The organism is Acidovorax sp. Leaf160, from assembly GCF_001424265.1.
GTDB lineage: Bacteria > Pseudomonadota > Gammaproteobacteria > Burkholderiales > Burkholderiaceae_C > Paracidovorax.
Window position 1 is genome coordinate 217,596 of record NZ_LMOV01000023.1, and the last position, 19,552, is coordinate 237,147.

20 protein-coding genes are annotated in these 19,552 nt (G+C 69.1%); 10 read left to right on the forward strand and 10 right to left on the reverse strand.

What is annotated here, in order from left to right; genetic code table 11:
• Nucleotides 1-68 precede the first annotated feature (68 nt).
• Together ASF94_RS11540 and ASF94_RS11545 are read left to right on the forward strand one after the other, a co-directional pair.
• Nucleotides 69-353 carry a septum formation initiator family protein gene (locus ASF94_RS11540; protein ID WP_056666108.1) on the forward strand — a complete coding sequence of 95 codons (285 nt, stop codon included), beginning with the start codon at nt 69-71 and terminating at the stop codon, nt 351-353.
• 185 nt (nt 354-538) lie between these two features.
• Nucleotides 539-1,150, forward strand: coding sequence for a hypothetical protein (locus ASF94_RS11545; RefSeq protein ID WP_056666111.1), 612 nt, complete (start codon nt 539-541; stop codon nt 1,148-1,150).
• Between the two features lie 69 nt (nt 1,151-1,219).
• Here ASF94_RS11545 and ASF94_RS11550 read toward each other — a convergent pair whose 3' ends face one another.
• Together ASF94_RS11550 and ASF94_RS11555 are read right to left on the reverse strand one after the other, a co-directional pair.
• On the reverse strand, nt 1,220-2,209 hold the full coding sequence (locus ASF94_RS11550) for an Hsp33 family molecular chaperone HslO (protein WP_056666114.1): 990 nt from the start codon (nt 2,207-2,209) through the stop codon (nt 1,220-1,222).
• Between the two features lie 97 nt (nt 2,210-2,306).
• Nucleotides 2,307-2,831 carry a gamma carbonic anhydrase family protein gene (locus tag ASF94_RS11555; RefSeq protein WP_056666118.1) on the reverse strand — a complete coding sequence of 175 codons (525 nt, stop codon included), beginning with the start codon at nt 2,829-2,831 and terminating at the stop codon, nt 2,307-2,309.
• Nucleotides 2,832-3,193: 362 nt separating this feature from the next.
• On the opposite strand from ASF94_RS11555, the gene ASF94_RS11560 reads away from it, so the two are divergent.
• The 3 genes from ASF94_RS11560 (at nt 3,194) to ASF94_RS11570 (ending at nt 6,872) form a co-directional block, all read left to right on the forward strand.
• Complete coding sequence (locus ASF94_RS11560) at nt 3,194-3,997, forward strand: ferritin-like domain-containing protein (RefSeq protein ID WP_056666127.1); 804 nt, start codon at nt 3,194-3,196, stop codon at nt 3,995-3,997.
• A gap of 165 nt (nt 3,998-4,162) precedes the next feature.
• A complete protein-coding gene (locus ASF94_RS11565; RefSeq protein WP_056666130.1) occupies nt 4,163-5,440 on the forward strand; it encodes an EAL and HDOD domain-containing protein in 1,278 nt (425 codons plus the stop codon).
• Between the two features lie 121 nt (nt 5,441-5,561).
• Complete coding sequence (locus ASF94_RS11570; protein WP_056666134.1) at nt 5,562-6,872, forward strand: EAL and HDOD domain-containing protein; 1,311 nt, start codon at nt 5,562-5,564, stop codon at nt 6,870-6,872.
• A 156-nt stretch (nt 6,873-7,028) separates the two neighbouring features.
• Here ASF94_RS11570 and ASF94_RS11575 read toward each other — a convergent pair whose 3' ends face one another.
• The 4 genes from ASF94_RS11575 to ASF94_RS11590 form a co-directional block, all read right to left on the reverse strand.
• Nucleotides 7,029-8,012 (reverse strand): tripartite tricarboxylate transporter substrate binding protein, encoded by a 984-nt coding sequence (locus tag ASF94_RS11575; protein WP_056666136.1) that lies wholly within the window; start codon nt 8,010-8,012, stop codon nt 7,029-7,031.
• A 161-nt stretch (nt 8,013-8,173) separates the two neighbouring features.
• Nucleotides 8,174-9,151 carry a tripartite tricarboxylate transporter substrate binding protein gene (locus tag ASF94_RS11580; protein ID WP_056666139.1) on the reverse strand — a complete coding sequence of 326 codons (978 nt, stop codon included), beginning with the start codon at nt 9,149-9,151 and terminating at the stop codon, nt 8,174-8,176.
• 180 nt (nt 9,152-9,331) lie between these two features.
• Nucleotides 9,332-10,231: a site-specific tyrosine recombinase XerD gene (gene xerD, locus ASF94_RS11585; RefSeq protein ID WP_056666142.1), complete on the reverse strand. Its 900-nt coding sequence runs from the start codon at nt 10,229-10,231 to the stop codon at nt 9,332-9,334.
• Nucleotides 10,232-10,306: 75 nt separating this feature from the next.
• Entirely contained in the window at nt 10,307-11,269 is a 963-nt protein-coding gene (locus ASF94_RS11590) for a tripartite tricarboxylate transporter substrate binding protein BugE (protein ID WP_056666145.1), read from the reverse strand.
• A 181-nt stretch (nt 11,270-11,450) separates the two neighbouring features.
• On the opposite strand from ASF94_RS11590, the gene ASF94_RS11595 reads away from it, so the two are divergent.
• A complete protein-coding gene (locus ASF94_RS11595) occupies nt 11,451-12,362 on the forward strand; it encodes an AEC family transporter (protein ID WP_056666148.1) in 912 nt (303 codons plus the stop codon).
• Between the two features lie 70 nt (nt 12,363-12,432).
• Here the strand turns inward: ASF94_RS11595 and queG are convergent, their stop codons facing one another.
• Nucleotides 12,433-13,494 (reverse strand): tRNA epoxyqueuosine(34) reductase QueG, encoded by a 1,062-nt coding sequence (gene queG / locus ASF94_RS11600; RefSeq protein WP_056666151.1) that lies wholly within the window; start codon nt 13,492-13,494, stop codon nt 12,433-12,435.
• Between the two features lie 12 nt (nt 13,495-13,506).
• On the opposite strand from queG, the gene tsaE reads away from it, so the two are divergent.
• The 4 genes from tsaE (at nt 13,507) to ASF94_RS11620 (ending at nt 16,315) form a co-directional block, all read left to right on the forward strand.
• Nucleotides 13,507-14,046 carry a tRNA (adenosine(37)-N6)-threonylcarbamoyltransferase complex ATPase subunit type 1 TsaE gene (gene tsaE / locus ASF94_RS11605; protein WP_056666154.1) on the forward strand — a complete coding sequence of 180 codons (540 nt, stop codon included), beginning with the start codon at nt 13,507-13,509 and terminating at the stop codon, nt 14,044-14,046.
• Nucleotides 14,043-15,515, forward strand: coding sequence for an N-acetylmuramoyl-L-alanine amidase (locus tag ASF94_RS11610; protein WP_056666159.1), 1,473 nt, complete (start codon nt 14,043-14,045; stop codon nt 15,513-15,515). Before tsaE ends, ASF94_RS11610 begins: the two co-directional genes overlap by 4 nt.
• 57 nt (nt 15,516-15,572) lie before the next feature.
• Nucleotides 15,573-15,905, forward strand: a complete 333-nt coding sequence (locus ASF94_RS11615) for a cupin domain-containing protein (RefSeq protein WP_056666162.1) — start codon at nt 15,573-15,575, stop codon at nt 15,903-15,905.
• A 182-nt stretch (nt 15,906-16,087) separates the two neighbouring features.
• A complete protein-coding gene (locus tag ASF94_RS11620) occupies nt 16,088-16,315 on the forward strand; it encodes a glycine zipper 2TM domain-containing protein (protein WP_056666165.1) in 228 nt (75 codons plus the stop codon).
• Nucleotides 16,316-16,413: 98 nt separating this feature from the next.
• Here the strand turns inward: ASF94_RS11620 and ASF94_RS11625 are convergent, their stop codons facing one another.
• The 3 genes from ASF94_RS11625 to xdhC all read right to left on the reverse strand — a co-directional run bounded on the left by ASF94_RS11625 (nt 16,414) and on the right by xdhC (nt 19,460).
• Entirely contained in the window at nt 16,414-17,064 is a 651-nt protein-coding gene (locus tag ASF94_RS11625; protein WP_056666167.1) for a DedA family protein, read from the reverse strand.
• A 94-nt stretch (nt 17,065-17,158) separates the two neighbouring features.
• Complete coding sequence (locus ASF94_RS11630) at nt 17,159-18,388, reverse strand: urate hydroxylase PuuD (protein ID WP_056666169.1); 1,230 nt, start codon at nt 18,386-18,388, stop codon at nt 17,159-17,161.
• Between the two features lie 229 nt (nt 18,389-18,617).
• Nucleotides 18,618-19,460, reverse strand: coding sequence for a xanthine dehydrogenase accessory protein XdhC (gene xdhC, locus ASF94_RS11635; RefSeq protein ID WP_056666172.1), 843 nt, complete (start codon nt 19,458-19,460; stop codon nt 18,618-18,620).
• Nucleotides 19,461-19,552 lie beyond the last annotated feature (92 nt).

The following is a 19,552-nucleotide window of genomic DNA, read 5'->3' on the forward strand; positions in this document are numbered from 1 at the left end:
GCAGGCTGCGGGTTTCGCCGCCGGGCGGCCCTGCCGACCCCGTGGCGCATCGCGCCCGAGGCCCGCGCATGACGCAGCGCATCGTTCCTCTCGTCCTGCTGCTGCTGCTGGCCGGCGTGCACGCACAGCTGTGGACGGGCCGCGGCAGCATCGCCCACGTGCAGGAGATGCAGGACAAGATCGCCGCCCAGAAGGCCGCCAATGCCCAGGCCCGCCAGGCCAATGAGCTGCTCGCCTCCGAGGTGCACGACCTGCGAGAGGGGCTGGACATGGTCGAGGAGAAGGCGCGCAGCGAGCTGGGCATGGTCAAGCCCAACGAGATCTACGTGCAGATCACCAGCCCGCGTCGCTGATGCCGTCGGCACCGGCTGCCCCGGCGCAGCCCACGGACTCCAGGCCGCAGGCCCCACGACATGCAGTCACCGCACGAACCGCATCGCCCGATCGGGCGCATGCCGACCTCCCCATGACGCCGCCAGCCAGGCAAGTGGCCACCCCCCTCAGGGTCGCCGTGCTTTCTGCCTGCCCGGCGGAGGCCATGGCCCTGGCCCACGATCTTGCCGGCATCTGCCCATGGCCTATCGACGGCGCCATGGCAGCGGGTACCGAGGCGCGCGCGGACAGGGCGGCGATGGCCGCATGGAGCGTCGATGGCCAGCCGACCCTGCTGGCTGCATGCCGGCAGCCAGAGCCACCCCTTGGGCATGCCGCCAGCAGTCCGATCGATGAAGCGGCAGGCACGCATGCGCAGACCTACCAGCTGACGCTGCTCTGCGGCCTGGAGGATGTGCTGGCGGTTCCGGGTGGCACAGGGAACGCGGCAGCGGGGCCTGGGCAGCAAGCCAGCATGGAAGCCCTGCAGGCCCGGTTGCGCCAGGCCTTGAGCGAAGCCGGCATTGCGTACCAGGTGCTGTACGGTGATCCCCAGGCGCGGCGGCTGCAGGCGCTGGCAGCGATGCAGTCCCTGTGCGGCACCGGCCCGCAGCATGCCGGGCAGGCGCTGCCACCCTCCCCACCCGCAGCGCCCAACTCGGCGGCCGGGGCCCAGGCCCGCGAACGCCGTGCCCGCATGCGCGCCTACGGCTGCGAGAAGTGCAGCGATCCGGAATGCGAACACCAGCTGTTCCAGCAGCTGCTGGCGGCGCGGTAGCGCCCCGCTGCGAGCACTGCTTACGCCTGCGGCGGCCGGCGCCTCAGCCGCCGGCGCCCCTCGAAGGCTTTACTGAACCGCGTCCGTCCCCGGCGGCAATTGCCCCGCTCCGGTGAAGATCTGCGCCGCATCCACCGCGTCGTAGTGGTACTGCTGGCCACAGAACTCGCAGGCCACCTCGATGTCGCCTCGCTCGGCGATGATGCTCTCCACCTCTTCGGTGCCCAGGCTGCGCAGCATGTTGCTCACGCGTTCGCGGCTGCAGGTGCAGGCGAAACGCGGGCCGTCCACCCCCTGCTGCGGCACGAAGCGCAGCAGCTTCTCTTCCCAGAAGAGGCGACGCAGGATGGTGTCGGTGTCCAGGGTCAGCAGCTCGTCGCGGGTCAGGCTGGCGGCCAGCGTGGCGATGCGGTTGTAGTCCTCGTTGTGGCCGATCTGGTCTTCGTTCTCGCGGTGGCTCATCTCCGCAGCCAGGTTGCCCTCGCCCTTGATCGGCATGCGCTGGATCAGCAGGCCGGCCGCCACGTTGCCGTCGGCCGCCAGGACCAGCGTGGTATCCAGCTGCTCCGACTGGAGCATGTAGTGCTGCAGCACGTCGCTGAGCTTGTCGAGCTTCTCGTGGTGGTCGCCATGCAGCGGCACCACGCCCTGGTAGGCCTGCTGGCCGGGCAGCCGGTTCTTCGGGTCGAGCGTGATGGCGCAACGCCCGCCGCCGCCCACGTTCACCAGGTCGGACAGCTTCGCTGAGTCATCGATCTCGCCGGGGACCGACGCGGTGGCGCGCAGGCTGAGGTCGGACTGCACCTCGGCCACGGCCAGCTTCACGGGCCCGTCGCCGAACACCTGCAGCACCAGGGCGCCGTTGAACTTGATGTTGGACTGCATCAACACGGCCGCAGCCGCCATCTCGCCGAGCAGATCGCGCACCGGCGCCGGGTACGGGCCGGTGGTGGTGTTGTTCGCACGGCGCGCGAGGATGTCCGTCCACGCATCGGTCAACCGCACCAGCATGCCGCGCACGGGCAGGCCATCGAAAAGAAACTTGTGGAGTTCAGACACCCTGGGACTTCCTGGAGAAAAAAGAGAGGAAAGGAAAGGAGAGGAGAAGCGGAACTGCGGACCGGCCAGGGCCGCACGCCCCGGCGAGCCGCCGTCTTCACCCGATGCGGTGCAGGCCCGCGCGGAAACGGCGGGCGTTCTCGACATAGCCTTCTGCACTGCGGCGCAGGCCTTCGATCTGCTCGGGCGTCAACTGCCGCACGGCCTTGGCCGGGCTGCCGATGATCATCGAGCCATCCGGAAATTCTTTGCCTTCCGTGACGAGCGCGCCCGCACCGACCAGACAGTTGCGGCCGATGCGCGCGCCATTCAAGACCACCGCACCGATACCGATCAGCGATTCGTCGCCCACGGTGCAGCCGTGCAGCATCACCTTGTGACCCACGGTGACCCGCTCGCCCAGCGTCAGCGGCTGGCCGAAGTCGGAATGCAGCACGCTGCCGTCCTGCACGTTGGTGCCTGCGCCGATGGTGATCGGGTCGTTGTCTCCGCGCAGTACCGCCCCGAACCAGATGCTGGTGTCTTCCGCTAGATGCACGTTGCCCATGACCTCCGCGCTGTCCGCCACCCAGGAAGACTCCGCCAGTTGCGGGGTCATGCCATCGAGTTCGTAGATTGCCATCGGGAGTCTCCTGTGATGTGGGTCGGTGAAAGACAGAAAAAACGGTGGACGCGGGAAAGCGCGCCCGCACGGATGCGGAACCGCCCTGCCCGGCCGTAGCGTGCCGACAGTGTGCTCCGCCAGCCGCGTCGCCGGCAAGCGCGCGGCCGACATGCCGGCCCGCACCGCCATGTCGGGGCCGTGCGGGGCCGTGCGATGGCGCCGCCCGGCGCCCACGGAATCGGGCAGCCTGCAAGGTTGCGATGCACCCTCCCGCGGCACAGGCACACGCATCGCCGGGCCGCCGCCCGGTGCCGCCGCAATGCCGCTGCCGGTCCTCCTTCGCCGCTCGATCCGCGCAGAGGCTGCCTAGAATTGTAGGGATGGAGCTTCGCCAACGTGCCCTGCAGGTCTTGTGCATTGCAGACCCTGAACAAAAAACGACCGCAGCGCTCGAACTGCATGCGCAGGCAGCTACGTTTCCCATAGCAGCAGATGCGCGGCTGGACGCACCGCCGGACGTGGACCTGCCCGGCCGCCCGGCGCGGCCCGAGCTGCGCCGCCACACGGAAATGGCGCGCAGGTCCCCGGCCACCCTGCCCGGGCGGGCCGTGCTGATGCATGCCATCGCGCACATCGAATTCAACGCGATCAATCTGGCGCTCGACGCCGTCTGGCGCTTTCCGGGCATGCCACCGGCCTATTACCGTGACTGGCTGCAGGTCGCCGCCGAGGAAGCCCGGCATTTCCGGCTGCTGCAGGCCCATCTGCAGACACTCGGCCACGGCTACGGCGACTTTCCTGCCCACCAGGGCTTGTGGACCATGTGCGAGAAGACGGCGCACGACATCGTCGCCCGGATGGCACTGGTGCCGCGCACGCTGGAGGCCCGCGGGCTGGACGCGACGCCGCAGATCCAGAAGAAGCTGCGGCAGGTGGGTACGCCGGATGCCCTCGCCGCCGTCGCCATCCTCGACGTGATCCTGCGGGAGGAGATCGGCCATGTGGCGATTGGTAACCACTGGTATCGATTCGTGTGCGACCGTGACAGCATCGATCCCGTAACGCACTACGGCGTGCTGGTGCGCCAGTACGAGGCGCCCCGCCTGAAACCGCCCTTCAACGCGGCGGCGCGCCGGGCGGCGGGCTTCAGCGACGTGGAAATGGGCTGGCTGCAAAACGGCTAGTCCGGTGTTGCCCGGCCGAGCCGCCGTCTTTGCGCGCCGGCGGTGGGGCGTCTCCCTGCTGGGCCGGCATGCGGTTCTTTTCTACAATGCGTCGACACTCCGAGTCGCCCTGCCCGCGTGGTGCCGCACCACGCTGCGGGCCGCGGCGCCTTCCCCACATCGTCCATGCCCACCATCCAGCCCTCCGCCGCAGCCGCGCCTCCCTCCCCTGCCGCCCATGGCTCCACGACCGGGGCGATGATTGCTCGGCAGGCCATCGTGAACGACCAGCAGGCCGTGATCGGCTATGAGCTGTTCAACCGCTCACGCGCTGCGGTGGACCATACGGCGGCCAGCGACGTCATCCTGGTGTTCACCGCGCTCTCGCATGCAGGCACCGAGGACCTGGTCGGCAAGAAGCTCATCTTCGTGAACTGCACGCATGAAAGCCTTGCGGGCGGCCACCTGGAGCTGGTGGACCCGGAGAAGGTGGTGCTGGAGATTCCCCCGCTGGGCCACGCCGCGGCGGAAGAGGTATCCACCCGCCTGCCCATCCTGACCGAGCTGCGGGAACGGGGCTTTCATCTCGCCTTCAATCACACGGTGCTGCAGTCGGCCTACGCGCCCTGGCTGCCGCTGGCCGACTACATCAAGCTCGACCTGTCGGTGCTGGCGCCGGACCAGCTGGCGGTGCTGATCAACTATGCGGGCCGCCAGTCCCACGCCGAACTGATCGCCGAGAAGGTGGAAACCGCCCAGCAGTACGAAATGGCGGCCAGCAAGGGCGTGCAGCTGTTCCAGGGCTTCTGGTTCTCCCGGCCGGCGCTGGTCGAGGCCAAGCTGCTCAACCCCGGGCAGCACAGCATCGTCCAGCTCATCAACCTGGTGCGCAACCAGGCCAGCACGGACGAGATCGAGGAAGTGCTGAAAAAGGATGCGGGCCTGGCCTTCAACCTGATGCGCCTCATCAATTCCACCGGCTTCGGACTGGCGCGCGAGATCACGTCGTTCCGCCAGGCCGTCATGCTGATGGGGCTGAAGAAGCTGTTCCGCTGGGCGGCGCTGCTGCTCACGGCCTCGCGCAGCGGCGGGCCCCCTTCGGCGGTGGGCCAGACGGCGGTGGTGCGGGGCCGCCTGATGGAGCTGCTGGCGCTGGAGATCCTGCCCGCCGAAGAAGCCGACCAGGCCTTCGTCGTCGGCATCTTCTCGCTGCTGGACGCCATGCTGGGCATGCCGCTGGCATCGGCCGTGGGCCTGCTGCATGTTCCGCAGCCGGTGGCCGAAGCGCTGCTGCAACGCACCGGCACGCTGGGCCAGCTGCTCATCCTGGCCGAAGCGTGCGAGTCGCACGACGACGCCGCGTTCGACCAGGCCGCGCAGCAGCTGGGCCTGACCAGCCAGCAGATCAACTGGGCGCACCTGCAGGCGCTGGCCTGGGCCGACCATCTGGGCGACGAAGGCTGATCCGGCTGCGGCTTGCGCGCCGCGCAGCGCAGGGAGCCGCCGGAACGGCGTACCGGACGACATGGGAACGAGCCCGCTGCTCCTAGAATGTGGCTCACTCATACTGCCAGCCGCCTACGCCATGTCGAGCCCCCTTTCCTCTCCTTCTGCCGACTTCCAGCCCACCGCACCTGCCGGGCTGGAGCCAGCGGACGTCATCGCTGCCGACGAAGCGGGCGAACATATCGTCATCGCACGGCAGGCCATCCTGGACGAGAACCGTGCCGTCTACGGCTACGAGCTGTTCGACCGCTCCACCGCCCTGAACGCGCACACCGCCGCCAGCGACGCCGCCCTGCTCTTCAACGCCCTCTCCTATGCCGGCACCGAAGCGCTGGTGGGCCGCAAGACGGTGTTCATCAACTGCACGCATGAAAGTTTGGCCGGCGGCCACCTGGAGCTGATCCACCCGGAAAAGGTGGTGCTCGAAGTGCCCACCTTGCCGGACACGGCCACCCCCGAGGAGATCGAAGGCCGCATTCCGGCACTGGAGGCGCTGCGCGCCCGCGGCTTCCGGCTGGCGTTCAATCAGAAGGTGCTGCGCCGCGCCTACGCGCAATGGCTGCCCCTGGCCGCGTTCATCAAGCTCGACATCCAGGCCTTCCGGCCCGAAATGTCGGAGCCGCTGGTGAAGTTCGCACGCACCCATACGCAGGCGACGCTGGTCGCCGAGAAGGTGGAGACCGCCGAACAGCACGAGCGCATGGCCGGGCTGGGCGTGAAGCTGTTCCAGGGCTACTGGTTCGCCCACCCCGCACTGGTCAAGGCGCAGACCATCCGCCCGTCGCAAGCCACCATCCTGCAGCTCATCAACCTGGTGCGCCGGCAGGCATCGACGTCCGAGATCGAAGACCTGCTCAAGAAGGACCCGACCCTGTCCTTCAACCTGCTGCGCTTCATCAATTCCTCGGGTTTCGGGCTGTCGTGCGAGATCACGTCCTTCCGCCACGCCGTGATGATCCTGGGACTCAAGAAGCTGTTCCGCTGGGCGGCGCTGCTGATGACCACCTCGCGCGCGGGCGGATCGCCCCCCGCAGTGGGCCAGACTGCCGTGGTGCGCGGCCGGTTGATGGAGCTGCTGGCCGCCGAGCTGCTGCCGCCCGAGGAATGCGACAACGCGTTCGTCGTGGGCGTGTTCTCGCTGCTGGACACCATGCTGGGCGTGCCGCTGGAAAAGGCGTTGGAGACCGTCGCCCTGCCGCAGCCGGTGACCGATGCGCTGCTGCACAACACGGGCGTCTTCGCGCCCTTCCTGGAGCTGACGAAGGCCTGCGAGAGCGGCGACGACGTGGCCTTTGCCCGTGCGGCCGAGACGCTGCACCTGTCCAACCGCCAGATCAACTGGGCCCACCTGCAGGCACTGACCTGGGCCGAAAGCCTGACGGCGGAGTGATGGCAGCAGGCTCCGGCCTACCGGCCCATCAGATGGGCTGGGCAGCAGCAGGCGCCTTTTTTGCTATCGATTCATGAGCACTAAGCGCTTGCTGTTCAAGCGCCCACGGCCTTTTCGACCCTGATTTTTCCGCCCAGACGCCGCTGGCCGAAGGCCTTACTGCGCGCGAATGTTCGCCGCCCGGATCACCTTCAGGTTGCTCTCCGATTCCGCCGCGATCTGGCGCGCGAAGTCGGCGGCCTTGCCGCCGGTGGGCACGTTGTCCGAAGCCTCCAGCCGCGCGCGCAGGTCGGGCTGGGCCAGCGCCTTGTTGATCTCCGCGTTGAGCCGCTCCAGCACCGGCGCCGGAGTCTGTGCCGGCGCGAAGATGCCGAAGAGCGAGGTGAGGTTGGCGGCGGGAAAGCCCAGCTCGGCCAGGGTGGGCACCTCAGGAAGCGTCTCCAGGCGGCGTGGCGCACCCACCGCCAGGGCGTGCAGCTTGCCTGCCTTCATCTGCTGCATGACGGCCGGCCCCGCGTTGGTGGACAGTACCTCGAACTGCCCGCTCAGGGCGTCGTTGAGCTGCTGGCCGCCGCCCTTGTAGGGCACGTGCGTGATCTGCGCCTGGCTGGCCAGCATGATCTGCTCGAGCATGATGTGGCCGAGCGATGCCAGCCCCGACGTGGCCCACCGTACTTCGCCCGGGCGAGCCTTGGCCGCCGCCATCAGCTGGCGGAAGTCCTTCGCCTGCGTGGCCGAGGTGCCCATCAGCAGCACCGGCGAATACATGACGCTCGCGACCGGCGCGATGTCCCGCACCGGGTCGAACGGCGACTTGCCCAGATGCGGGTTCAGCACCAGCGGGCTGATGGCGGAGAAGCCCAGCGTGTAGCCGTCCGGCGCGGCCTTGGCGACGGCGTCCATGCCGATGCTGCCACCCGCACCGGCCTTGTTGTCCACCACCACAGGGGTGTTCAACTGGGCCGCGAGCTTGTCGCCGAGCGCGCGGGCGACCACGTCGCTCACACCGCCGGCCGGGTAGGCCACCACGATGCGGATCGGCTTGGCCGGCCAGGCGGTTTGCGCGAGTGCGGGCCAGCAGGCCGCTGCGGCCGTCAGGCCGGAAATGCAGAGCGCCAGGCGGCGGGAGATGGGAGACATGCGATACCTTGGTGAGTCAGAACAAAAAAAGAAACGCAGCTGGCGCAGCGGGGCTGGGCTGGGCCGCCTGTTGAGGGCGGCGCGCGACGGGGTCGGCTCTGCGCGGGGCGGCGGCGCGCCGGACAGTCCGCTGCCCGGCGCGCAAGGGGAGTAGCCGCAGGTCAATCGGCCAGTTGCAATTGTCGGTCGCGGATCAGGCGCGACCACTTCTCGTTGTCGCCCTTCACGAAGGCCGCGAAATCGGCCGAGCCCAGCGAATGCACTTCGGCGCCCGCAGCGACGAACTTGGCCTGCACGTCCGGCTGGGCCAGCACGCGGGCCAGCTCCTGCGACAGCCGCTCGGTCACCTCGCGCGGCATGCCGGCCGGGCCGACCAGGCCCTGGAAGCCCACGGACTCCATCGCGCCCAGACCCAGTTCGCGCACGGTGGGCACGTCGGGCAGCTGCGGGTCACGCTTCGGGCCGGTCACGGCCAGGGCCCGCAGCTTGCCGCCGCGGATCTGCGGCAGCAGCACGGTGCCGGCGTCGATGAGCAGTTGCGTCTGCCCGCCGATCAGATCCTGGATGGCGGGCGCGCTGCCCTTGTACGGAACGTGCGTCACGTTCATGCCGGTGGCCTGGTTCATCAGCTCGCCGTTCAGGTGGGTCGAGGTGCCCGCGCCGCCGGAGGCGAAGTTGGCCTCGGCCTTGTGGCTGCGCGCCCACTCCACCCAGGCGCGCAGGTCCTTGGCGGGATGGTCGGGCCGCGTCACGGCGATGTAGCTGCCCTGGCTGATCTGCCCGATGTAGGTGAACTGGCGAACCGGGTCATAGGGCATCTTCTTCTGCAGATAGGGCGCGATGGCGAACGGGCCGGTGTTGGCCAGCAGCAGCGTGTAGCCGTCGGGCGCGGCGCGGGTCAGCTCGGTGGCGGCGATCATGCCGCTGGCGCCGGGCTTGTAGTCCATCACGATCTGCTGGCCCAGCGCCTGCTGCAGCGGCACCTGCACGGTGCGCGCGGCGAAGTCGATGCCCCCGCCGGGCGGGTAGCCCACGATCAGCCGGATCGGCTTGGCCGCAGGCCAGGCCTGCGCCGAGGCGACGGTGGACAACAGTGCGAGCGCGCAGGCGCCCGCCCAATGCTTGAAGGTGATGGCCATGGGTCGGGTCTCCGGGTGGTGAAGAAGAAAACGCGCAAGAGAGGAAGAGCTGCCGAGGGCGCGCCGGGCACCATTATCGAAATGCGGCGCACCGCGCAGAGGAATCCGCCAGTTCCGCAGCGACCGCTGCCAGCATCGACTTGATTCCGAACGCCGCGCCGCCGATGCGCCCGCCGCGGCTCACCCGCGCGGATGGTGCCGGGCGTGCAACTGCTTCAGCCGCTCGCGCGCGACGTGGGTGTAGATGGTGGTGGTGGAGATGTCGGCGTGGCCCAGCAGCAGCTGCACCACGCGCAGGTCGGCGCCGTGGTTGAGCAGGTGCGTGGCGAAGGCGTGGCGCAGCGTGTGAGGCGACGGCGGCGCACCGATGCCGGCCTGCTGCGCGTTCTTCTTCACAATGACCCAGAACATGGCGCGCGTCATGGCAGCGCCGCGCTGGGTGACGAACAAATCGTCGGTCTGCTGGCCGGCCAGGATGGCAGGCCGCGCTTCGGCCAGGTAGCGTTCCAGCCAGCGGCCGGCTTCCTCGCCGAACGGCACCAGCCGCTCCTTGCCGCCCTTGCCCAGCACGCGCAGCACGCCCTCCTGCAGCCCGGCGTGGAAGGTCTTGAGCGTGACCAGCTCGGTCACGCGCAGGCCGCTCGCGTACATCAGCTCCAGCATCGCGCGGTCGCGCAGGCCGAGCGGCGTGGCCGTGTCGGGCGCATGCAGCAGGGCCTCGACCTGGGCCTGCGTCAGCGTCTTGGGCACCCGCAGCGGCTGGCGCGCCGCCTGCAGCCGGGCGGTGGGGTCGGCGGTGATGCGCCCTTCGCGCAGCGCCCAGTGGAAGTAGCGGCGCAGCACCGTCAGCCGGCGGTTGGCGGACGTGGCCTTGGTGCCGGCGTGCCGGGCGGCGAAGTAGCCGCTCAGGTCGTCCTCGGCGGTGGCGTCCAGCGCCAGCGGGGGCGTGCGTTCTGCGAGCCACCCGGCATAAAGCCTCAGGTCCTGCCGGTAGGCGGCCAGGGTGTTGCGCGAGAGGCCGTCTTCCAGCCACAGGGCGTCGATGAAGGTGTCAATGGCGGTCTGGCTGTCGGCGAGCATGGAAAACCATAGCAAAAAAAAGCCGCCCCGTATGCGGGGCGGCCTGGCTTGGCTTGGCAGCGGGGGCTTAAGCGGTCAGTCCAGCGCCAGCTTCTGCTTTTGCACGACTTGCTTGTAGATGGCGAACTCGGCCTTGATCTGCTCGGCGAACTGCTCGGGCGTGTTGGCGATGACGATCGAGCCGGTGTCTTCGATGCGCTTGCGCACGGCCGGGTCTTCCAGCGCCTTGCGCACGCCGGCGTTGATCTTGTCGACCACTTCCTTCGGCAGGCCCTTGGGGCCGAGGATGCCGTAGTAGGCCATGCGGTTCACCGGCTCCAGGCCCACTTCCTTGAAGGTGGGCACGTTGGGCAGCGCCGCCACGCGCTGGGGCGCGGCCACCACGATGGGCACCAGGCGGCCTTCCTTGATGAAAGGCAGCGCCGAGGGCAGGTTGTCGAAGATCATCGGGACCTGGCCGGCCACCGTGTCGTTCAGGGCCGGACCGGCGCCGCGGTAGGGGATGTGCGTGACGAACGTGTCGCTCAGGCTCTTGTAGAGCTCCATCTGCAGGTGGCCGATGCCGCCCGTGCCGGAGGAGGAATACGAATACTTGCCCGGCGACTTCTTCAGCTCGGCCACGAACGCCTTGTAGTCCTTGGCGGGGAAGCTGGGGTTGACCGCGATGATGTTCGGCGTGGCCGCGATGTTGATGATCGGCGTGAAGTCGGTCAGCGGGTTGTACGGCGTCTTGGGGTTGATGGCCGGGTTGGCGGCCGTCGACGACACCGTGGCGATGCCGAGCGCATAGCCGTCAGGCGTGGCGCGGGCGGTTTCCGCCGCACCCACGATGCCGCCGCCGCCGGGCTTGTTCTCCACGATCACCGACTGCCCGAGGGCCTTGCCGAGCGGCTCCGAGATCACGCGGGCGATGATGTCGGTCGTGCCGCCGGGAGCGAAGGGCACCACCAGGCGCACGGGCTTGTTGGGATAGCTCTGCGCCATGGCCGTGCCGGCGGACAGCGCCACAGCCACTGCGATCCAAGTTCTGCGTTGCATAGTCAAAAATCCTTTTGTTCGTGTAGCACCGGTGACAACCGTGAGGCCGCATCCTAAACGTTGACCGTGCGCACGTCGTGGCCGCCGTGCCGGGTTTCGATGAGGGGTTTCCCTCGAAGCCCGGCTAACTGTCAGCGTGCCGCAAGGCTTCGAAAGCAGGGGCGGCAGGTATGCTTGCCGGGTGAACTACGCCCAGTTGCTGCTGCCCGATTTCTCCCTCATCTTGCTGGGGTACGTGCTGTGCCGGTTCACGCCGCTGGGCCGCGCGGTGTGGCAGCCGGTGGAGACGCTGGTCTATTTCCTGCTCTTTCCGGTACTGCTCTTCCAGTCCATCGTGAAGAGTCCCATCCAGGTCGGCGAGGCATCCGGGCTGATCGTGGCGGGCGTGCTGGTCGGCCTGGCGGGAATCGCGCTCGCGTACCTGATGCCGCGCCTGCCCGGCCTGCGCGGCCGCATCGATCCGCGCGACCACGCCGCCAGCGCGCAGGTCGCCTTCCGCTTCAATTCCTTCATCGCCCTGGCGCTGGCCGACCGGTTGGCAGGGCCCCAGGGCCTGCTGCTGATCGCGGTGCTGATCGGCGTGTGCGTGCCGCTCTTCAACGTGGCCGCCGTGTGGCCGATGGCGCGCGGCGCGCAGACCGGCTTCCTGCGCGAGCTGGTGCGCAACCCGCTGATCGTCGCCACCGCCACCGGCCTGGTGGCCAACCTGCTGGGCTTTCGGATTCCGGGCTGGATCGAGCCCACCGTCAGCCGCATCAGCGCTTCGTCGCTGGCGCTGGGCCTGATGGCCGCGGGCGCCGGCATGCAGTTCGGCACCCTCGCGCGCGGCAAGCTGCTGGCCGTGTCGGTGCTGATGGTCCGCCATCTGGTGCTGCCCCTGCTGGCCTGGTGCCTGGCGCGGCTGCTGGGGCTGGACGCCGTGCAGACCACCGTGCTGCTGGCGTTCTCGGCCCTGCCCACGGCATCGACCTGCTACGTGCTGGCGGCGCGCATGGGCTACAACGGGCCGTACGTGGCGGGGCTGGTGACCCTGTCGACCGTGCTGGGCATGGCCAGCCTGCCATTCGCGCTGGGGGTGCTGCGGCGGCTCTAGCCGCCCTGGTCGCTGATGCTATATTATTTATAGCAAAAAAACCTCTATCTGCAAGCGCCCAGGCCCTTTTTCACTGCAATTCCTGCTTCAGCGCCCACGCGACGTGCTCGCGCACCAGGGCACTGGGGTCGTCCACGCGTGTGCCCAGCGCTGCGCGGATGCCGGCGTCGCCGGTCTGCCGCAACGCATTGCCCAGAGCCACGGCCACGTTGCGCAGCCAGCGTTCGTGGCCGATGCGCCGGATCGGGCCGCCCTCGGTCAGGCGCAGAAACGTGGCTTCGTCCCAGCCGAACAGATGCACCAGCTGCTGGCCTGCCAGCCCGGCCCGCGCATCGAAATCGGGGAGCCGGCTGGCCTGCGCGAACTTGTTCCAGGGGCAGACCAGCTGGCAGTCGTCACAGCCGTAGATGCGGTTGCCCATCAGCGGACGCAGCGCCTCGGGAATGGCACCCGCATGCTCGATGGTCAGATACGAAATGCAGCGCCGCGCATCGACCCGGTGCGGCGCCACGATGGCCTGCGTGGGGCACACGTCGATGCAGGCCTGGCAGCTGCCGCAGTGCGCCGTGACGGGCGCGCTGGGGGCCAGCGCCATATCGACATAGATCTCGCCCAGAAAGAACATCGAGCCCGCCTCGCGGTTGAGCACCAGCGTGTGCTTGCCGCGCCAGCCCTGCCCGCTGCGGCTGGCCAGCTCCGCTTCCAGCACCGGCGCCGAATCGGTGAACACGCGGTGGCCGAAGGGCCCCACCGCCTGGGCGATGCGGTCGGCCAGCTTCTGCAGCCGGGCCCGCAGCACCTTGTGATAGTCACGCCCCCGGGCATAGACCGATACGATGCCCTCCTCGGGGCGCTGCAGCCGCGCGAACTCGATCGCCTGCCAGCCTTGCCGCGCGGTGGAATCCGCGAAAGTCGCGGCCGGCAGGTAGTCCATGCGCGCGGTGATGACGCTCACCGTGCCGGGCACGAGTTCGGCCGGCCGGGCGCGCTTGAGCCCGTGGGCCTGCATGTATTGCATGTCTCCATGGAACCCTTGGCCCAGCCACTGCATCAACCCGGGTTCGGCCGAGGACAAATCCACGCCCGCCACGCCGATTTGGGAGAATCCCAGCTCGCGGGCCCAGCCTTGCATTTGAGGAACGAGTTGACTGCTGAACGACATCACGGCCAGATTGTAGAAAGCCCCCTGCCCGCGCACGCCGGCGCGGAGCCCCCCGCCGACCGCATGCACCTCGACTGGCATGGCGAAGACGACACCGCGGCCTTCGCCGCGCGCCTGGCCGCCTGCAGCGCGGTGCGCGACGCCTTCGTCACCCTGCACGGCGACCTGGGCGCGGGCAAGACCACGCTGGTGCGGCACCTGCTGCGGGCCCTGGGTGTGCAGGGCCGCATCAAGAGCCCGACCTATGCCGTCGTGGAACCGCACGAGGCGCAGGGCCTCGCCATCTCCCACTTCGACTTCTACCGCTTCAGCGACCCGCGCGAATGGGAAGACGCGGGGTTCCGCGACATCTTCGCCAGCCCCGGCCTGAAGCTGGCCGAGTGGCCGGACAAGGCCGCCGCGCTGCTGCCGCCGGCCGATCTGGCCATCCACATCGACGCGGTGGACGACGTGCACCGCCGGGTCACCCTGCATGCCGGCACCCCGCGCGGCCGCGCGCTGCTGCAAGGACTCACGCCATGACCGCCGTGCCCGAACACCCCGCCGCCCCCGGCACTGCGGCACCGTCCCGCCGCCGGCTGCTGATGCAGGCCGGCTCGCTGGTGCTGCTGCTGGGGGCCCAGCAGATCGCCCGCGGCGCCGGCATCGTGGCGGTGCGCGTGTGGCCGGCGCAGGACTACTCCCGCGTCACCATCGAATCCGACCGCCCGCTGGTGGCCAAGCAATTCTTCGTCGCCACGCCCCCGCGCCTGGCGGTGGACATCGAAGGCATCGACCTGAATCCGGAGCTGCGCGAGCTGGTGGCGAAGGTCAAGCCCGACGACCCGAACATCGCCGGCATCCGCGTCGGGCAGAACGCACCGGGCGTGGTGCGCCTGGTGGTCGATCTCAAGCGCGCGGCGCGGCCCCAGGTGTTCTCGCTGCAGCCCGTGGCCGCCTACCAGCACCGGCTGGTATTCGACCTTTATCCGGCCGTGGCGGAAGATCCGCTGGAGGCGCTGATCGCCGAGCGCCTGCGGGAGGCCCCGACGCCGGCGCCCCTGCCGCACATCGCCGCCAAGCCGGGTTCGCCGACCGACCCCCTGGGCGACCTGATCGCCCAGACCGGGCAGCGTCCGGGCGCACCGGCACCGGCCCCCGTGCCCGGCGTGGCACCCGCGGCCCCGCCGCTGGTGGCTGCGGCCCCCGCCGCGCTGCCGCCTCCGCCCCCGCCTCCGCTGCGGCAGGAGCCGGCCCCGCCTGCGGCACCGGCCATCGCCCGGGCGACCGACCGGCTCATCATCGTGGCGCTGGATCCCGGCCACGGCGGGGAAGACCCGGGCGCCATCGGCCCGGGCGGCACGCGCGAAAAGGACGTGGTGCTGAGGGTGGCCCATCTGCTGCGCGACCGCATCAACGCCACCACGGTGGGCGGCAACCCCATGCGCGCCTTCCTCACCCGCGACGCCGACTTCTTCGTGCCGCTGGGCGTGCGCGTGGAAAAAGCCCGGCGCGTGCAGGCCGACCTGTTCGTGTCGATCCATGCCGACGCCTTCACCACGCCCGCCGCGCGCGGCGCCAGCGTGTTCGCGCTGAGCCAGGGCGGCGCCTCCAGCACCGCCGCGCGATGGCTGGCCAACAAGGAAAACCAGGCCGACTTGGTGGGCGGCTTGAACGTGAAGGCGCAGGACCAGCATGTGCAGCGCATGCTGCTGGACATGAGCACCACCGCGCAGATCAACGACAGCCTGAAGCTCGGCAGTGTGCTGCTGGGCGAGATCGGGGGCATGGCCCGCCTGCACAAGCCGCGCGTCGAACAGGCCGGCTTCGCCGTGCTGAAGGCGCCGGACATTCCCAGCGTGCTGGTGGAGACCGCCTTCATCAGCAACCCCGAGGAAGAAGCGAAGCTGCGCACGGCCAGCTACCAGCAGCAGTTGGCTGACGCGCTGATGCGCGGCATCACGCGATACTTCGCCAAGAATCCGCCGCTCGCGCGCAGTCGGTCCGTGTAGTCCCGGAGGTTGCGCCGCGCGGTGGCGATCCACCGTCACCGTCCACGAGGAAGCACCATGGCCCTGCAACATGCCCGCTCGGGAGACGTCGTCAGCCTCCTGCCGCTGCGCGAGAAGATCGCCAGCACGGCCACCGCCGCGATCATCAAGGCTGCCCAGCTGGAAGTTATCCGGGTGGTGCTGCCGGCCGGCAAGGAAATGCGCCAGCACGACACGCCCGGGGAGATCACCGTGCAGTGCCTGGAGGGCGAGGTGGAATTCCACACCGGCAGCGCGGCCCACCTGCTGGCGGCGGGCGACTTCCTGCATCTGGCGCCCAAGGCTCCCCACTCGCTGCGGGCGCTGACCGACGCCTCTCTCCTGGTCACCATCTGCCTGGCGCCAAGCTGAGCCCGCTCCGCCGGGGGCCCGCCTGCCCGGCGGGATGAGTCCTACAGGGGGCAGCCTCTTCTGCTGACACCCTGCCGGACGGAGCGGCGCGATAGTTCATTCACGTGCTGGATGGATCACCGCCTTGCGCAGGCCTCCGCACCTCACCCCCCGTCTTCAGGACACGCACATAGGAGCACACCATGAACTACCGCCATCTTCTGTCCGCCACCGTCTGCGTCGCCGCCCTGGGCCTGGCCGGCTGCTCGACCAACCCCACCAGCGCCCAAGTCGGCACCGGTGTCGGCGCAGTCGCCGGCGGCGTGGTCGGTAGCGCACTGGGCGGTACCGCCGCCACCGTCGGCGGCGCCGCAGCCGGCGCGCTGATCGGCCACGAACTCGGCGAAGACCGCGACCAACGTCGCCGTTGAGCCGGGGCCCCTTGGGGCCGCCCATGAAAAAACCGCCCGCAGGTGTCAAGCCTGCGGGCGGTTTTTCGTTTTGTCCGCCGGAGAGGCGGCTCAACCTCTTAAGCGGCTGCGGCCTTGCTGCGCCCGGCGCGCCATGCACCGAAGATGGCGATCAAGCCGGGGATGAAAATCATTGCCCAGATGATCTTGTCCAGATGCCGCTGCACCCAGGGGAAGTTGCCGAAGAAATAGCCCGCCGTGCAGATGCCCAGCACCCAGAGCAAGGCGCCCCCCACGTTGAACGCGGTGAACTTGGCCCGGCCCATGGCGGCCACGCCGGCCACGAACGGCGCGAACGTGCGGATGAAAGGCATGAAGCGGGCGATCACGATGGTGATGCCGCCGTACTTCTCGTAGAAGTTGTGCGCCTGGTCGAACGCCCGGCGGTTGAACCAGCGCGAGTCTTCCCACTGAAACACCTTGGGGCCCACCTTGCGGCCGATCATGTAGTTGCACTGGTCGCCCAGGATGGCGGCAGCGATCAGCACCACGCAGGCGATGGAGAAGTTCATGAGGCCCGCGCCGGCGAGCGCGCCGACGATGAACAGCAGCGAATCGCCGGGCAGGAAGGGCATCACCACCACGCCGGTTTCCACGAAAACGATGATGAACAGCAGCGCGTAGACCCATGGGCCGTAGCTGGCCACGAAGGCCGCCAGATGCTTGTCGACATGCACGATGAAGTCGATCAGAAAGCTCACGAGTTCCAAGCCGGTTCCTTTCAAAAAAGCAGCGCGGTAATGTACCGCAGCGCTTTTGTGGCAGCCGGCCGGTCACGCGGGGCAGGCGGGCTGCCGTGGCCGGTCACTGCGCCTTCGCGCCGTCCTCGAACCAGCGCTTGACCAGCGCGCGCTCGCCATCGGTGATGCCGGTGGCGTTGTTCATGGGCATGAGCTTTTGCACCACCACCTGCTGGTAGATGGCCTGCGCGTGCTGCTGCACTGCCGCCGGCGAATCCACCCGCAGGTTCTTCATCTGCACCTGCTCGCCATGGCAGAGGTAGCAGCGCTGCGCCAGCACCGGCTGCAACTGGTCGTAGCCCACGGGCTGTGCCGCCGGCGCAGGGGCGCCCGCGGCCGTGGAGGCGGCAGGCGTGGCAGGCACCACGGAAGGCTTCAAGCCGACGATGGTGCCGATGATCACCGCCAGCCCCACCAGCGCGTACGGCAGCGGATGCGCATTGCGGCCCAGCTTCCAGCCGTGGCGCATCACGAAGAACTGGCGGATGGACGCGCCCGCGAACATCATCAGGATGAGGATGAGCCAGTTCTGCGGATGGCTCCAGGTGAAGCTGTAGTGGTTGGACAGCATGCAGAACAGCACCGGCAGCGTGAAGTAGGTGTTGTGCACGCTGCGCTGCTTGCCGCGCTTGCCGTGGATCGGGTCCACCGGCTGGCCGGCCTTCATCTGCGCGATGACCTTGCGCTGGCCGGGGATGATCCAGAAGAACACGTTGGCGCTCATGGCGGTGGCGATCATGGCGCCCACCAGCAAAAAGGCGGCGCGCCCGGCGAACCAGTGGCAGGCCAGCCACGAGGCCACGCACACCAGCACGAAGACCAGCGCTCCGACGATGGCGTCGCCCTTCTTGCGCTGCCCGAACACGCGGCAGATCGCGTCGTACAGCAACCAGAAAACGACCAGGAAGCCCAGCGCCACCACGATGGCGGTGGCGGGCGCCCAGTCCATGCGCGACTTGTCGATGAGGTAGGTGCTGGCGCTCCAGAGGTACGACACGGTGAAGAGCGCGAAGCCGCTGATCCAGGTGCTGTAGCTCTCCCAGAAGAACCAGTGCAGGTGCTTCGGCAGTTGGGGCGGCGCGCCCGCGAACTTGACCGGGTGGTAGAAGCCGCCGCCGTGCACGGCCCAGAGTTCGCCGCTGACGCCCTGCTTCTTCAGGTCGTCATCGACCGGCGGGGTGAGGCTGGAGTCGAGGAAGACGAAATAGAACGACGAGCCGACCCAGGCGATGGCGGTGATGACGTGGACCCAGCGCAAGAGCAGGTTGGCCCAGTCGAGAAGGTAGCTTTCCATAGGTTCTCAACTTTCCGGCGGCGCGTGGGGCGCCGCCCGGTGCAACCTGCTCACCACTGCGGGCGCTCTGAGCAGTCGAATGGGGCCGCGCACCTTGGCGGATTGTCTGGGGGACGATTCGCCGGGGCACCGCTGCGACCTGATTTTTGTGACACGAAGTGTATGCAGGAATTGTTCCCACGGCCAGCACGCCCAGCCCTCTCACGCGCCGCGGTTGGCTGCGGCGTGCCTACCCCAGGCCTTCGGCGACCTGCAGCAGCTGCGCCGCCACGGCGACGGCGATCACTTCCGGCGCCTTGCCGGTGATGCCCGGCTGTCCGATCGGGCAGGTGATGCCGGCCAGCTCGGCTTCGGTGAAACCGCGCTCCCCCAGGCGCCGGCGAAAGGTCGCCCATTTGGTGCGGCTGCCGATCAGGCCGATGAAGGGCAGGTCGCCGCGCGTGCGGCGGCGCTGCAGGCAGGCGGCGACCACGTCCAGGTCTTCGGCGTGGCTGAAGCTCATCACCAGCACCAGGGACCCCGGCGCCAGCGTGGGCACCGCGCCCTGCACGGGTTCGGAGTGCTCGCAGACGGTGCCGGGCGGCGCGTCGTCCGGGAAGATGCCGTCGCGGCTGTCTATCCAGTGCAGCGCGAAAGGCAGCGGCGCCAGCACCCGCGCCAGCGCATGGCCGACATGGCCGCCGCCGAAGAGCGCCACCGGACAGCCGTGGGGCGCGAGGCGCTCGCGCAGCGCCGGCAGCTCGGCCGCCGTGATGCACTCGAGCCGCACCCGCACCACGCCGCCGCAGCACTGCCCCAGGCTGGGGCCCAGCGCGTGGCGCACCAGCAGGCTGGCGGGAGCGCCGGCGGGCCGGGCCGTGGCCAGCCAGTCGCGCGCATCGGCGATCGACTGCCATTCGAGATGGCCGCCGCCGATGGTGCCGATGACTGGCCCGCCACCGCCGAACACGGCCATCCAGGCGCCGGCCTCCCGCGGGGCCGAGCCTTGGGTAGACTCCACCGTCACCAGGCAGGCCGGTGCGCCGGCCAGGTTTTCCTGCAGACGCTGCCACGCCGTCTTATCGCCACCCATTCAAGTCCTTCCATGTGCCAAGCCGCCCGCCCCATGCCGAGTCGCCTGGCCTGCGGCCTGGCGCGCCGGGATGGCGCCAGCAGCACAGCATA

What these genes read in the sequence shown, in the direction of transcription:
- ASF94_RS11590 (WP_056666145.1), bottom strand. Translation starts at nt 11,269, where the DNA reads ATGCAACGCAGAACTTGGATCGCAGTGGCTGTGGCGCTGTCCGCCGGC.
- ASF94_RS11575 (WP_056666136.1), bottom strand. Translation starts at nt 8,012, where the DNA reads ATGTCTCCCATCTCCCGCCGCCTGGCGCTCTGCATTTCCGGCCTGACG.
- ASF94_RS11620 (WP_056666165.1), top strand. Translation starts at nt 16,088, where the DNA reads ATGAACTACCGCCATCTTCTGTCCGCCACCGTCTGCGTCGCCGCCCTG.
- ASF94_RS11555 (WP_056666118.1), bottom strand. Translation starts at nt 2,831, where the DNA reads ATGGCAATCTACGAACTCGATGGCATGACCCCGCAACTGGCGGAGTCT.
- ASF94_RS11615 (WP_056666162.1), top strand. Translation starts at nt 15,573, where the DNA reads ATGGCCCTGCAACATGCCCGCTCGGGAGACGTCGTCAGCCTCCTGCCG.
- xdhC (WP_056666172.1), bottom strand. Translation starts at nt 19,460, where the DNA reads ATGGGTGGCGATAAGACGGCGTGGCAGCGTCTGCAGGAAAACCTGGCC.
- ASF94_RS11610 (WP_056666159.1), top strand. Translation starts at nt 14,043, where the DNA reads ATGACCGCCGTGCCCGAACACCCCGCCGCCCCCGGCACTGCGGCACCG.
- xerD (WP_056666142.1), bottom strand. Translation starts at nt 10,231, where the DNA reads ATGCTCGCCGACAGCCAGACCGCCATTGACACCTTCATCGACGCCCTG.
- ASF94_RS11565 (WP_056666130.1), top strand. Translation starts at nt 4,163, where the DNA reads ATGCCCACCATCCAGCCCTCCGCCGCAGCCGCGCCTCCCTCCCCTGCC.
- ASF94_RS11545 (WP_056666111.1), top strand. Translation starts at nt 539, where the DNA reads ATGGCCCTGGCCCACGATCTTGCCGGCATCTGCCCATGGCCTATCGAC.
- ASF94_RS11540 (WP_056666108.1), top strand. Translation starts at nt 69, where the DNA reads ATGACGCAGCGCATCGTTCCTCTCGTCCTGCTGCTGCTGCTGGCCGGC.
- ASF94_RS11580 (WP_056666139.1), bottom strand. Translation starts at nt 9,151, where the DNA reads ATGGCCATCACCTTCAAGCATTGGGCGGGCGCCTGCGCGCTCGCACTG.
- ASF94_RS11570 (WP_056666134.1), top strand. Translation starts at nt 5,562, where the DNA reads ATGTCGAGCCCCCTTTCCTCTCCTTCTGCCGACTTCCAGCCCACCGCA.
- queG (WP_056666151.1), bottom strand. Translation starts at nt 13,494, where the DNA reads ATGCAAGGCTGGGCCCGCGAGCTGGGATTCTCCCAAATCGGCGTGGCG.
- ASF94_RS11560 (WP_056666127.1), top strand. Translation starts at nt 3,194, where the DNA reads ATGGAGCTTCGCCAACGTGCCCTGCAGGTCTTGTGCATTGCAGACCCT.
- ASF94_RS11630 (WP_056666169.1), bottom strand. Translation starts at nt 18,388, where the DNA reads ATGGAAAGCTACCTTCTCGACTGGGCCAACCTGCTCTTGCGCTGGGTC.